The organism is Alphaproteobacteria bacterium (assembly GCA_015231795.1).
Classification (GTDB): domain Bacteria; phylum Pseudomonadota; class Alphaproteobacteria; order Rhodospirillales; family WMHbin7; genus WMHbin7.
Genome location: JADGAX010000002.1, coordinates 424,166 through 436,774 on the forward strand (window position 1 = coordinate 424,166; position 12,609 = coordinate 436,774).

Below are 12,609 nucleotides of genomic sequence, written 5' to 3' on the forward strand. Positions count from 1 at the left end.
TGCGGCGCACCCGGATTCCGCGCCACCGCGCGCGCGGGCCTTGCCCGCGTTTTTGAAGGCAGGTTGTTATGCACAAGGACTGCATTTTTTGCAAAATCGTGGCGGGAGTCATTCCCTGCTTCAAGATTTACGAAGACGAGCACACGCTGGCCTTCATGGACATCAACCCGGTCAATCCCGGCCACTGTCTGGTGGTGCCCAAGAACCACGCGCCCAATCTGTTCGAAAGCGACGACGCCGATCTGGCTCGCACCATGGCCGTCGTGCGCAAAATTTCCAGGGCGGTTCAAAAGGCGCTGAACCCCTATGGCCTTAATCTGTTGCAGGCCAACGGACCGGGAGCGGCGCAGTCGGTTTTCCATCTGCATCTGCACATCATCCCGCGCGAGCGCGATGACGATCTGCGCATGAATTGGGGCTTGAAGTCGGGCAACAAGGACGAGATCGCCGCCATCGCCGAAAAGATCAAGGAAGCGATCGAGGATTAACCGGCGACATCCGGTTCGGGCAGTTTCATCCAGGCGCAGATTTCAGGTGTCAGCACTTTGCCTGCAACGGTCATCAACTCGCGCCGACCCAAGGCCTCGAGACGGATTTTCGCCACGCCCAACCCGTTCATGCCCGAGCGCATCTCGCCCGCCTCCATCTCGCCTTGCATGATCGGCGAGCCGGGCGGCGGGGCTTCGCCTTCATAGCGCACCGGCAGCAGGCGCTTCTTGATCAGCCCGCGATATTTCGTGCGCGCCGTCAATTCCTGGCCCAAATAGCATCCTTTCTTCCAATCGACGCCGCCCAACTCGTCATAGCCCGCTTCCAGCAGCAAATCCTTCTCGGGCGTCAGATCGCCAGCCCCATCGGGCAAGGCCAGGGCCAACCGGTGGCGGTCCCAGGCTTCGAAGGGGGCCGGCGAAAAGCCAACCGCCTCCAGGGCGGCCAATCCGACGTCGGCGGGCAGGGCCAAGCGCGCCCCTGCTTCCAAAAGCCTGGGATCGGCATAGGCGACGCCGTTTGCGAAGGAAACAGCTTCGCCCGCCGTTTGCCCGCCCAGCCCCAGGGCCTTCAAGACGCCGTCTCCGAAAGCCGCCAGCGCCGTCCATTCGGGGGCCAGGCGCAGGGAGACCTTCGAGCGCAGCTTGTACATCGACAGCTTCTTCAGCATGGCTTCAGCGCGTTCGGCCTCGACCTCAAGCAGAAAGACGTCGCCTTGCTCGATCAGGAAGAAGTCGAACATGAACTTGCCCTGCGCGGTCAACATGGCGCCGAACAGGGCCTGGCTTGGCGTCAGGCGCATCACGTCGGCTGAAACCAGACCTTGCAAAAAGGCGCGCCTGTCCTCGCCCGCCAGTTCAAGGAAAGAGCGTTGCTTCAAATGCACAGCCTTCAAACCGCTCATCGACGTCTCCTCTATCGCTTCACCTATGATATAACATCAAACCATGAGCAATGAAGCCTGGCTGAAGGCCGAAATCGGTTTTACCCAATATCTGATCCAGGCCGGGCGTCTGGACGCGGCCCGCGATTCGCTGGCGGCGCTGGAAGGTCCCGAACCCGTCGGCCCGATCGCCGATGCCTGGAAGGAATTGGGCGGCGCCTATTTCAGCCAGGATCGCCATCGCGAGGCCGAGGCGGCCTTTCGCCGCGCCCTGGACAAATTTCCGGCGGACGACGAGGCCAGAATGGGACTGGGTTACGCCCTGTTCAACCAGACCAGGACAAGCGAGGCGGAAAACTGCTTCAAACAGGTGGCGCAAAGCGCCGGGGGCAACGCCGTCGCCTGGCGCGCCCTGTGCGCGACCCGCCTCAATTTGCATGATCACGAGGGAGCTGCCAAGGCCATTGCCCGCGCCTTGGCGCTGAACGGCAAGGATGCGGAAACGCATGCCCTTAGGGGATTGCTGGCCTACCGAAAAAGCCAAGCAGGTCGACGCTGGCGCGATTGGACGCGCCAGAATCTGAAAGACCCGGCGGCGCGGCCCAATCTGTTGGCTGGCGTGATGGATCAGCGGGAATTGGACGATTCCCTAAGATCGATCCAGGATGCGCGCCAGATCGATCCCAGAATTCGCACCGACGAACTGGGCGCGCGCCTGCTTGTCGCCATGGGCCGGCCCGAGGAAGCGCTTGAATTCCTGGCCGCCAGTCCGCAGCCGGATGCGCGCAGCTGGCAACTGACCGCCGATGTTTGCTGGCTGCTGCGCCAAGAAGACGAGGCGCGCATCTATTTGAAGAAATCCTTGGAAGCGCGCATGTTTCCTGAACCCGAGCCGCGCCCGCTGGAAGAAGAGACGCTATGCCAGGCCAGGGTCGCCGCCGGGCTGAATCGCCACAAGCATGAAAGCCCGTCGGCAACGCCCCTGGTCTGGGTTCATTGGGACGCGCCCGCCTATTTCAGCCAAAGCATCGGCTCGGCCCTGGCCGCCAGCCCGTCCACGCCCCTCGTGATTCTGGGCGATTCAACCAATGCATTCTCGCCCTGCCAGCATATGCCGCTCTCGCGCCGGGCGGCCTCGGCCTGGGCGTTCCTGGAGCGCTATCGTCACGCCAGCGAAAACGATTTCGTCTATGAGGCTTTCTGCCTGATGCGCTGGTTCTTCTTGCAAGACTGGTCTTGCGTCGCTGGCGTGGAGCGACTGGCGGCGGTCGATTCCGACCTGCTGCTTTATTGCGACGTCGAGCGCGAGCTGGTTCCCAGGATGAAAGGGCTGGATCTGGCCTTCACCGGCGAGATGGGGCCGCATCTGGCGCTGCTGACCAGCCAGGGCCTCTCGGATTTGTGCGGCTTCTTCATGGATGCCTATGCGAACGGAGCGCCATCCATCGGCTGTCAAGTCAGCGACATGCTGCTGCTGCCGCACTTTCTGAAGACGCGGCGCTGGGCGGATCTGTCGCAAATCGAGACCGGTTGCCGGGTAGACATGAACATGCGCCTGTCGGAAGGTTTTTGCATGGCGGGCGAGATCAAGCAGGTCAGCTTTCGCCAAGGCCAAGCCTTCGCCAAGAATCGGGAAACCGGCCTCGAAACGCGTTTGTTGGCGCTGCACTTTCAAGGGCCTGCCAAGCCCTACATGGGCCAAGCCCTAAGACAGGAAGACTTTACAGTCTAAGGTCGCCCCAATTGGGCGGCTTCTTCAAGCCCAGCGGAAACAGGAATTCCGCCGCATGCTTGACGGCAATGTCCTTCATGCGCGCCCAGCCTTTTGCCGGGGCGACGGCGTCGGGCAACAGGGCGGGATCGGCGGGAATCCGCACCACCATGGTTTCCACCTCGCCGACGCCTTCGTAATGTTCGTTGTGCGATTGGGCGCCCAGCGGGGCGGCTTGCTGGAATCTGTCCCATGCCGGGCGCGAGGCCAGAAAATAGCGCTTGGCGTTGACGCCGTTCTTAAGCAAGCGGTGCGCCAGAACGACGTCGAAGCCCGACAATTCCTCGAACCGCTTCAGGCGATAGAGCAAAGCGCGCCCGAAATGCACCAGCACCTTCAGATCAAGATGGCGAATGCGCGCACAGGCCCGGCAAGGGCAGGCGTTGGTCAACACCATCTGGCGGCGCTTGTCGTCGAAGGCTTCGAAGAAATTCAGCGCCGCCTTGGCGACCTGCTGCCCTGCCCCCTCGGCCTCGGGAGCGTGCAGGAAGATGGCGTCGCCTTCCAGCTTGTTGGCGATCAGATTGTCGGGAGCGGCGTCGAGCACGGCCTCGATCAGCGCGCTGACGACATGCTGGGCATGGGTGATTTCCTGCCTGTTGAAAGACATGAAATCGGTGTAGCCCGAGATGTCGGCCAGGACCAGAAAGGTATTGATCTCTTTCTGGTCCATGGCCTAGTTCGTCCTATTTCTTCAGATAATCTTTGATCAGCACTTCGGCGATCTGCACGGCGTTGAGGGCTGCGCCCTTCCTGAGATTGTCGGCCACCACCCACATGGACAGCCCGTTGGGCACCGTGGGGTCCTTGCGGATGCGGCTGACATAGGTTGCGTCTTCGCCCGCGCATTCGGCGGGTGTCACATAGCCGCCCGGCTCGCGGTGATCGACCACCACCACGCCCGGCGCCTTCGCAAGCGCCCTTCTGGCTTGATCGACGGTGATCGGGCGCTCGAACTCGATATTGATCGATTCGGCGTGGCCGATGAACACGGGCACGCGCACGCAGGTGGCGTTCACCTGAATGTCGGGGTCCATGATCTTCTTGGTCTCGACCACCATCTTCCATTCTTCCTTGGTCGAGCCGTCTTCCATGAAGACGTCGATGTGCGGAATCACGTTGAAGGCGATCTGCTTGGTGAATTTGTGCGGCTCGACCGGATCGTTGACGTAGATGGCCCTGGTCTGGTTGAACAGCTCATCCATGGCGTCCTTGCCGGCGCCCGAGGTCGACTGATAGGTCGAGACCACGACGCGCTTGATCTTGGCCAGGTCGTGCAGGGGCTTTAAGGCCACCACCATCTGGATGGTCGAGCAATTGGGATTGGCGATGATGCCGCGCTTCTTGTACTTGGCGATGGCTTCGGGATTGACCTCGGGCACCACCAGGGGAATGTCGTGCTCCATGCGGAAATGCGAGGTGTTGTCGATCACCACGCAGCCAGCGGCGGCGGCCCTGGGGCTGTGCACAGCCGAAACCTTGGCGCCGGGCGAAGACAGCGCGATGTCGATGCCCTTGAAGTCGAACTTGGCGAGGTCCTGAATTTTCAGCACTTCGTCCTCGCCGAACGACACTTCGCGCCCGGCCGAACGTTCGCTCGCCAGCGCAATCACCTCGTCGCAGGGAAAATCGCGCTCGGCCAGCGTCTGCAACATCTCGCGGCCCACATTGCCGGTGGCGCCGATCACGGCAACCCGATAACCCATTGTCCTGGTCCTTGCATCTGTCGTTAACGTAAAGGGCGGAAAAACTACTCTCTCGGGGCCGGGAATTCAATATGTGTATTTACACGACCTCAAGCGCCGGGTGCGCCCTGCGGGCGCTTGGCTCCCGCTCACAGGGATGCTCGCGAGCGGGCCTTGCCCGCTAATTACACTGGCCCAGCGAGCCTTCAGCGCAAATATGCTTACCGTCGGTCCAGATGGCGCCCGTCAGGTCGGCATAGAGGAAATCGGCCCCCAGCAGGCGGGCGCCGGTCAGGTTGGCGCCCTTCAGCGCCGCCCTGTAAAAACGCGCTCGTCTCAGGTCGGCGCCTTTGAAGCTGGCCTTGGTCAGGTCGGCCTTGGTGAAATCCGCCTCGGTGGCGTCGGCTTGGTCGAAAACTGTGTCCTTTAGGCCGGCGCTGATGAATTTGGCCCGATAAGCGTTGGCGCCGGTAAAATCACTGCCCGACAAATCGCTGCGCTGAAAGGTGGCGTCGCGCAGATTGGCCTCTTTCAGGTCACTTTTCGCCAAGTCGCGCCCATCGTGATAGCAGCGCCGCCAGTCGACGCCGGGCGCCGCCGGTTCTGCGCAGCTGTTTGTCTGCGCCAAAGCGGGCAGGCCGATCAAAAGCAAGGGCAGAAGCCAAAAAGATCTCATGAAACAAGATGTAGTCAACCGAAGGGCATTTGGCAAAGGCAGAATTGGAGGTTAAAATGGAAACCAGAAGCCAAGGAGAGAGAGATGCAAAAATCGAAGGCCGAAGAGGCGCTCAGCCAGGCCGAACAGCATTGGACGGATGGCGATATGGCCGCCGCCAGGGAAGCCTTCCGGCGCGCTAGGCTGCATTTTCACGAGGCGGGGGACAGGGGCGGCGAATCCGGCACCCTGACCCGGCTGGGCGAGCTTGAGCATCGCCAGGGACATATGAAGGCGGCCCGCGAGCTGTATGTCGAGGCGCGCACGCTGCTGACCGGCGAGGCCGATCCCCTGGCCCAGGCCGACGTGCTGATCTTGCTGGGCGAGTTGGAACGCAGCGAAAACAATCAGACTGCTGCGCGTCAGGCTCTTGAATCGGCACGAGAATTATATCATGGCGGCGGCGATTTGGGCGGCGAGACGCAAGCCTGGCTGCGCCTGGGCTGGGTGGCTTCCTCGGAGGGGCGCGAAGACAAGGCGCTCGACGCTTTCAAAAAGGCCGAGCAACTGGCCCGTCAGGCGGGCGACGATCAGGCGGGCGGGCAGGCGCTGATGGCGCTGGCCGACATCGAACGCAAGCTCAACCGCCTGGATCTGGCCCATCAGGCCATTTCGCAAGCGCTGGCTCTGTTCAAAAGCTCGGGCGACGTGCTGGACGAGGCGGCCGCCATGGCCGAGCTGGCCACCTTGGCCCGCGACGTGGGCGAACGGGTTCAGGCTGTCGAAGGCTATCAGAAGGCGGCCCATCTGTTCGCGGCGGCGGGCGATCTGAAGGGCGAGGCCCTGGTGCTGCTGGCCTTGGCCCGCTTGGAATACGGCCACGATTCGCAAGCCGCCCGCAAGGCGGCCGAACATGCGGCGCAATTGCTCGAACGCGTGGGCGACCGCGATCACATGGAGCAGGCAAAGCAGTTGTTGGCCGGGCTTTGACCCAACCCGTCCGCACCTTCGCCCAGTTCTCGGCGCATGAGGACGCCAAGACGCGCCTGCGTTCGCTGGCGCGCGATTTGGCTATCCGCGCCCTGTCGCTGGCCAGAAAGCCGGACCGAGCCGCTGGCGGCATCCGCTTTCCCTTTTGGCATCACGTGTTCGACGACGAGCGGGCGGACTTCGAGCGGCAATTGCGCTGGATGAAGCGCCATGGCGACTTCATCGGCTTTGATCAGGCCGTGGCCTTGCTGGCGTCGGGCGACAAGATCGACGGACGGTATTTTTGCCTGTCCTTCGACGACGGCTTCAAGAACGTGCTGTCCAACGGCGCGCCCATCTTGGACGCGGTCGGCGCCAAGGCGATGGTCTATCTGGCGACCGGTTATGTGGGGGAAAGCGATCCCGCCAAGCTCAGGGGCTTTTACGATCACGGCCAGTTGCTGGTCGAATTCATGGACTGGTCCGACGCCAAAGCCTGGCTGGCGGCGGGCCATGAGGTGGGGTCGCACACCCAAAAGCATGCCTGTCTGGCCCTGCTGGAAGCTGGCGGGGTCAGGGCCGAACTGGCTTCGTCGCGGGCGGACATCGAGACGAATCTGGGAATCGCATGCCGCCATTTCTGCGTGCCTTTCGGTATCGCCGGAAATCATTTCGACCGCTTGCGCGACCCAAGATTGACCAGAGATGCGGGCTATGCGTCCTTCGCCACCAGCCACCGCGGCCGCATGGGGCAGGGCGGCGATCCCTTCTTCTTGCTGCGCGATCATCTGCTGGCCAAGTCGGGGGATCATCAACTGCGCTATTTTCTGGGGGCATGATGCCGGGAATCGTTCGCCTGGCCGTTCCAGACGACGCCCAAGAAGCAACCGATCTGTTGCGAAAGCTGGGTCTGACAATGCCCGGTTGCGCAAAGACGCACTGGTCGCGCATGTGGATCAACAACCCCGCACTGGCTGGGGCCGGGCCGCATCCGCCGCTGGGCTGGGTGTTGGAAGACGACAGCGGACGCATGCAGGGCTTCTTCGCCAATATCCCCATGGCCTACTGTTTCGGGGGCAACGATGTGACGGTGGGCTGCGCCAGTCAATGGGGGGTAACGAAGGAGTGGCGTTCTCATGTGCCGCAACTGGCAGAGTGCTATTTCACGCAAAACCATAGCGATCTTTTGCTGGTCACGACCGCCATCAAGCCGACAGGGCGCATTTTTGAGCGCTTTGGCGGCATAAAGGTGCCGCAAGACGATCTCGATCGCACCGCTTTCTGGATTGGCGATGCCAAAGGGTTTCTAGCGTCGGTCCTACGAAAACAGGGCCGCAATCCCTGGCCGGCTGCCTTCCTGGCGCCGACCCTGACATTTGCGGCTTGGCTAAAGCGACGCCTGCGCAGCGATTTGCCAAGCGACGATTTCGAACCAGAAGGCGCCGCCCCTGAAATTGACGCGCTTTGGCGGGAGAAACTTCAAGAAGCGCCGCGCTTGTTGGCCTTGCGTACAGCCACCGCCCTGCGCTGGCATTATCCCAAAGAGCGCGGCGCTCAGTTCTTCGGTCTTTGGCGCAAGGGTTTGTTGCGGGGCTATGGTGTGCTGCTGGCCGACCACGCGCCCGCCATAGGGCTTAAACGTTGGCGCTTGGCCGATCTTCTGGTTCTAGAAGACGATCCGCTGGTCATCAGGGCGCTTCTCGCAGAGGCCTTCCGACGGGCGCAGCAACTCGGCGCCCATGTGTTGGAAATTAGCGGCCTACCCAAGAATCTGCGCGCCCAACTGAACTTGGGCGGAGCTTTTGAACGCCCGCTGCCGACTTGGCCCGCCTACTACAAAACCTTGAACACAAAATTTGACTTGACCCAGGAAGGCAGCTGGTACCTGACCGGCTATGACGGCGACGCGACTCTTGTTTGAATGCCCCTCAAGCGCCGGGCGGCGCATTCCATGCGCCTTGGCTTTCGCGCCATGAGGCGCGGGGCGCGTTGCGCCCAGTCGCTGCGCTCCTTATTTGAATGACCCTCAGTCGCTGGGCGGCGCATTCCATGCGCCTTGGCTTTCGCGCCATGAGGCGCGGGGCGCGTTGCGCCCAGTCGCTGCGCTCCTTGTTTGAATGACCCTCAGTCGCTGGGCGGCGCATTCCATGCGCCTTGGCTTTTGCGCCATGAGGCGCCGGGCGAGGTCGCGCCTATTTTTTCTTGCCGGTGGGCTTCTTTCTAGGCCCCAGCGGACCGGTATAGAAAACCCGGCAGTTGCCCCAGTTGGCGCTGTAGAAGAAATAGGTTTCGCCCTCGCGGGCCAGCTTTCCCGGATCGATCAGCAAATCGTGGCGTCCCTTGGGAATCACGCCCAGGACGGCCGCCCCCTCCTTGCCATTGAAAACGGCGGCCAGACGCAAGGGGCTGACCGGAATAAACTGGCCGGTACGGCAAGCCTGATCCAGTACTTGATCGGCCTTGCCCGCCGTCCAATAGGGTTTTGTCGAGCGGCTCAGCTGGATATATTCGAAGGCGTCCGGCCAGCGCGACCTTGTGGGCGGGCTTGGCACCGTGTCGGGCGGCGAGACGCGCGGCGGCGGTTGTGGCGAGGTCGGCTCGACGGTTTGGCCTAGCGCCTGAGGCGCTGAGAAAGATAAACAGAACCACCAAGACACTAAGGCGCCAAGAAGAAGGTCGTTCCTTGGTGTCTTGGCGCCTTGATGGTTCATAAAGACCTACACTCTGAAGTACTTCGCCTTCGGATGATGCAAGACGATGGCTGAGGTGGACTGTTCGGGCGTCAGCTGGTCCTCGTCGGTCAGCGCCACGCCGATGCGCTTGGCGTCCAGCAAGGCCAGCAACTGACGCTGATCGGCCAGATTGGGGCAGGCCGGATAGCCGAAGGAATAACGCGAGCCGCGATAATTCTGCTTGACCATCTCGTCGATGTCGCGGGCGTCCTCGTGTCCGAAGCCCAGTTCGTCGCGGATGCGCTTATGGACATATTCGGCCAAGGCCTCGGCCATCTCGACGCCCAGCCCGTGCAGGGCGTGATAGTCGCGGTAGCGGTCGGTCTCGAACCAGTCATGGCCGACGTCGGTCAGCTTCTGGCCAATCGTCACCACTTGCAGGGCGATGACGTCCTGTCCGTCCTCACGCACGAAATCGGCGATGCACTGACCATCCGGGCCGGGCTGGCGGGGCAGATCGAAGCGCGCCAGCTGCGCGCCCGATTCCGACAAAAGCAGAATGGCGTCGCCCTCGGATTTGGCGCGGAAATAGCCATAGGCGGCCTGCGGCAGAAGAATTTTTTCGTCCTCGCAAATGCGCAGCAGGCGATCCAAAGTTGGCCCGGCTTCCTTCTCGACCTCGGCCTTCCATTGCTCGAGCGTGCGCCCTGCCTTCTTGAAGCCCCAGTGAAACTGATAAAGCATGGTGCGGTTGAGGTAAGGCAGCAAGGCCTTGGGTTCGACGCGCTCAATCAGCCTGGCGCCGAAGAAGGGGGGCTTGGGCGCTTCGGCCAACGCCGCCAGTTCGGCCCGATGTTTGGCCACTGCGCTTGCATCGGCGACCTGGGCAGGGGCCTTGGCGGGCGCGTCCTTGGCAGGCGTTCGCCTGGGCGCATGGCTGGTCACGAAGTCGTCGAAACTGCCGCCCGCCACGCGGGCCATCAGCTCCAATCCGTCGAAGGCGTCGCGGGCATAGGCGACGCGGCCCTGCACATAGGCACTGCGGCAATCACTTTCCACGAAGTTGCGGGTCAGCGCGGCCCCGCCCAACAGCACGGGCAGATCGATGCCTGCATCCTTCATCGCCTCCAGATTCTCTTTCATGATGACGGTGGATTTGACCAACAGGCCCGACATGCCCACGGCGTCGGGCTTGTGGGCGCGCACCGCCTCGATGATGGCGTTCACCGGCTGCTTGATGCCAAGATTGACCACCTTATAGCCGTTGTTGGATAGGATGATGTCGACCAGATTCTTGCCGATGTCGTGCACGTCGCCCTTTACGGTCGCCAGCACCATCGTGGCCTTGGCCTCGCCATCCTTCTTTTCCATGAAGGGTTCAAGATAGGCGACGGCTGCTTTCATGGTCTCGGCCGACTGCAGCACGAAAGGCAGTTGCATCTTGCCCGAACCGAACAGCTCGCCCACCACCTTCATGCCTTCCAGCAGCAGCTGGTTGACGATGTCCAGGGGCTTCCATGTCTTCATGGCTTCGGCAAGATCGTCGCCCAGGCCCGTGCGGTCGCCGTCGATGATGCGCAGCTTCAAACGCTCCTCGACCGATTCCGGGCGCTCCTTCTTGACCGACACCGTCTGGCGATCCTCGAAGAAGGCGATGAAATCCTTCAGCGCCTCGGGGGAACGATCGAAGATCAGCGCTTCCGCCGCCGCCACCTCTTCTGCGGGGATTTTGTGCAAAGGCAGAATTTTCGAGGTATGCACAATGGCCGCCGTCATGCCCGCCTGCATGGCATGATCCAGGAAAACTGAATTCAGCACTTGGCGGGCGGCGGGTTTCAAGCCGAACGAGATGTTCGACAAGCCCAGCACGACGCCGCATTCGGGCAATTCGGCGCGAATGCGCCGGATGGCCTCCAGCGTCTCGATCGCCAGCTTGCGGTCGCTTTCGTTGCCAGTGCAAATGGTGAAGGTGAGCGGATCGAACAACAGGTCGCTGGCCTGCAAGCCATGCTTGTTGACGGCATAGTCGAACAGGCGGTGCGCGATCCTCAGCTTGGCGTCGGCATCCTTGGCCATGCCCTCTTCGTCGATGGTCAGCGCCACCACTGCCGAGCCGTGCTTCTTGGCTAATTGCAAGCGCTTGGCGGCGTCGCCCTCGCCATTCTCGAAATTGATCGAATTGATGACCGCCTTGCCGCCATAAAGCTCCAGCGCCGCTTCCAGCACCGGAAACTCGGTCGAATCGATGACCAGGGGGGCGGTGACGGCGCCGCGCAAACGGCTGACCACCTCGCACATCGCCGCCTTTTCGTCTTGGCCCACGAAAGCGGTGCAGACGTCCAGCGTATGCGAGCCTTCCTTCACTTGCTCCTTGGCCATGGCGGTGATGCCATCCCAGTTGGCGGCCGCCTGAAGCTCGCGGAACTGTTTCGAGCCGTTGGCGTTCAGCCGCTCGCCGATCGACAGGAAGGCGTTCTCCTGCACCATGGGAACTTGGCCATACAACGAGGCCAGCGAGGGTGCCCAATGATGCGAGCGCGTCTTGGGCTGCGGGCGCTTGGGATCGAGCGAAACCAGCATCTGATGCGTTGCGGCGATATGGGCGGGCGAGGTGCCGCAGCAGCCGCCCACGATATTGACGCCGTCCTCCAACACGAAACGCTTGTGCCAATGGGCGAAGGTTTCCGGCCCCAACGGATAGACCGCCTTGCCATCCACCACTTCGGGCAGTCCGGCATTGGGCTGCACCGAAAGGAAGCCTGGCCAGTTGGCGGCCAGCCAGCCGATATTCTCGCCCATCTCCTGCGGTCCTGTGGCGCAATTCATGCCCATCGAATCGACGCCCAGGGCTTGCATCAAGGTTGCTGCCGCCGCGATGTCGGACCCCACCAGCATGGTGCCGGTGGTCTCCACCGTCACCTGCACGAAGATGGCCAGCCTTGCCTGCGCCTTCTCTCTGGCGATCTTGGCGGCATTGACGGCGGCTTTGATCTGCAAAGGGTCCTGACAGGTCTCGATCAGCACCGCATCGGCCAGGCCCGCGATCAGACCTTCCATCTGCGTGACATACGAGGCTTCCAGTCGCGCGTAATCGATATGCGCCAGCGTGGGCAGCTTGGTGCCGGGGCCGATTGATCCCAGCACATAGCGTTTGCGCCCATCGCCCTTGAATTTGTCCATCGCCTCACGGGCCAGTTCGGCCGAGCGCTTGTTCAGCTCGAAGGCTTCGGCTTCAAGGCCGAATTCGGACAAGGTCGTTGGCGACGCGCCGAAGGTGTTGGTTTCCACCATGTCGGCGCCAGCCTCGAAATAGGCTTGGTGGATGGCGCGCACCACGTCGGGACGCGTGCGGGTGAGAATGTCGGTGCAATTCTCGTGGCCGTCGTAATCCTCCAGGGTCAGATGCCGGGCCTGGACCTGCGTGCCCATGGCGCCGTCGCACAGCAAGACCTTGCTTTTCAGGGCTTCGAGAATGTCGGACATGA

Annotated in this window: 11 protein-coding genes; 5 read left to right on the forward strand and 6 right to left on the reverse strand. The window is 62.1% G+C overall.

From position 1 onward, the window contains the following. The first annotated feature begins 68 nt into the window (after positions 1-68). Positions 69-488 (forward strand): HIT family protein, encoded by a 420-nt coding sequence (locus HQL44_06255; protein MBF0268175.1) that lies wholly within the window; start codon positions 69-71, stop codon positions 486-488. On the opposite strand, the gene HQL44_06260 is transcribed toward HQL44_06255, so the two are convergent. Further along, complete coding sequence (locus HQL44_06260) at positions 485-1,393, reverse strand: folate-binding protein YgfZ (GenBank protein MBF0268176.1); 909 nt, start codon at positions 1,391-1,393, stop codon at positions 485-487. The genes HQL44_06255 and HQL44_06260 overlap by 4 nt on opposite strands. A gap of 43 nt (positions 1,394-1,436) precedes the next feature. Here HQL44_06260 and HQL44_06265 point away from each other — a divergent pair, with 43 nt between their 5' ends. Further along, positions 1,437-3,104, forward strand: coding sequence for a tetratricopeptide repeat protein (locus HQL44_06265; GenBank protein MBF0268177.1), 1,668 nt, complete (start codon positions 1,437-1,439; stop codon positions 3,102-3,104). On the opposite strand, the gene HQL44_06270 is transcribed toward HQL44_06265, so the two are convergent. The 3 genes from HQL44_06270 to HQL44_06280 all read right to left on the reverse strand — a co-directional run bounded on the left by HQL44_06270 (position 3,094) and on the right by HQL44_06280 (position 5,504). Continuing rightward, on the reverse strand, positions 3,094-3,816 hold the full coding sequence (locus HQL44_06270) for a DUF2652 domain-containing protein (GenBank protein ID MBF0268178.1): 723 nt from the start codon (positions 3,814-3,816) through the stop codon (positions 3,094-3,096). The two genes, HQL44_06265 and HQL44_06270, sit on opposite strands and share 11 nt — an antisense overlap. A gap of 13 nt (positions 3,817-3,829) precedes the next feature. Continuing rightward, positions 3,830-4,849 carry an aspartate-semialdehyde dehydrogenase gene (locus HQL44_06275; protein ID MBF0268179.1) on the reverse strand — a complete coding sequence of 340 codons (1,020 nt, stop codon included), beginning with the start codon at positions 4,847-4,849 and terminating at the stop codon, positions 3,830-3,832. 160 nt (positions 4,850-5,009) lie between these two features. Continuing rightward, on the reverse strand, positions 5,010-5,504 hold the full coding sequence (locus tag HQL44_06280; protein MBF0268180.1) for a pentapeptide repeat-containing protein: 495 nt from the start codon (positions 5,502-5,504) through the stop codon (positions 5,010-5,012). A gap of 84 nt (positions 5,505-5,588) precedes the next feature. Here HQL44_06280 and HQL44_06285 point away from each other — a divergent pair, with 84 nt between their 5' ends. From HQL44_06285 to HQL44_06295, 3 genes are read left to right on the forward strand one after another with little or no spacing between them, the layout of a single operon-like run. Further along, positions 5,589-6,473, forward strand: a complete 885-nt coding sequence (locus HQL44_06285) for a hypothetical protein (protein ID MBF0268181.1) — start codon at positions 5,589-5,591, stop codon at positions 6,471-6,473. After that, positions 6,470-7,291 carry a polysaccharide deacetylase family protein gene (locus tag HQL44_06290; GenBank protein ID MBF0268182.1) on the forward strand — a complete coding sequence of 274 codons (822 nt, stop codon included), beginning with the start codon at positions 6,470-6,472 and terminating at the stop codon, positions 7,289-7,291. Before HQL44_06285 ends, HQL44_06290 begins: the two co-directional genes overlap by 4 nt. Further along, entirely contained in the window at positions 7,288-8,373 is a 1,086-nt protein-coding gene (locus HQL44_06295; protein MBF0268183.1) for a hypothetical protein, read from the forward strand. Before HQL44_06290 ends, HQL44_06295 begins: the two co-directional genes overlap by 4 nt. 271 nt (positions 8,374-8,644) lie before the next feature. Here the strand turns inward: HQL44_06295 and HQL44_06300 are convergent, their stop codons facing one another. Together HQL44_06300 and metH are read right to left on the reverse strand one after the other, a co-directional pair. After that, positions 8,645-9,163, reverse strand: coding sequence for a hypothetical protein (locus HQL44_06300; GenBank protein MBF0268184.1), 519 nt, complete (start codon positions 9,161-9,163; stop codon positions 8,645-8,647). A gap of 6 nt (positions 9,164-9,169) precedes the next feature. After that, the gene (gene metH / locus HQL44_06305) at positions 9,170-12,607 is read right to left on the reverse strand and encodes a methionine synthase (protein MBF0268185.1); all 3,438 of its coding nucleotides are present in this window, start codon (positions 12,605-12,607) and stop codon (positions 9,170-9,172) included. Positions 12,608-12,609: the final 2 nt, after the last annotated feature.

What these genes read in the sequence shown, in the direction of transcription:
- metH (MBF0268185.1), bottom strand. Translation starts at nt 12,607, where the DNA reads ATGTCCGACATTCTCGAAGCCCTGAAAAGCAAGGTCTTGCTGTGCGAC.
- HQL44_06270 (MBF0268178.1), bottom strand. Translation starts at nt 3,816, where the DNA reads ATGGACCAGAAAGAGATCAATACCTTTCTGGTCCTGGCCGACATCTCG.
- HQL44_06300 (MBF0268184.1), bottom strand. Translation starts at nt 9,163, where the DNA reads ATGAACCATCAAGGCGCCAAGACACCAAGGAACGACCTTCTTCTTGGC.
- HQL44_06285 (MBF0268181.1), top strand. Translation starts at nt 5,589, where the DNA reads ATGCAAAAATCGAAGGCCGAAGAGGCGCTCAGCCAGGCCGAACAGCAT.
- HQL44_06265 (MBF0268177.1), top strand. Translation starts at nt 1,437, where the DNA reads ATGAGCAATGAAGCCTGGCTGAAGGCCGAAATCGGTTTTACCCAATAT.
- HQL44_06260 (MBF0268176.1), bottom strand. Translation starts at nt 1,393, where the DNA reads ATGAGCGGTTTGAAGGCTGTGCATTTGAAGCAACGCTCTTTCCTTGAA.
- HQL44_06275 (MBF0268179.1), bottom strand. Translation starts at nt 4,849, where the DNA reads ATGGGTTATCGGGTTGCCGTGATCGGCGCCACCGGCAATGTGGGCCGC.
- HQL44_06280 (MBF0268180.1), bottom strand. Translation starts at nt 5,504, where the DNA reads ATGAGATCTTTTTGGCTTCTGCCCTTGCTTTTGATCGGCCTGCCCGCT.
- HQL44_06295 (MBF0268183.1), top strand. Translation starts at nt 7,288, where the DNA reads ATGATGCCGGGAATCGTTCGCCTGGCCGTTCCAGACGACGCCCAAGAA.
- HQL44_06255 (MBF0268175.1), top strand. Translation starts at nt 69, where the DNA reads ATGCACAAGGACTGCATTTTTTGCAAAATCGTGGCGGGAGTCATTCCC.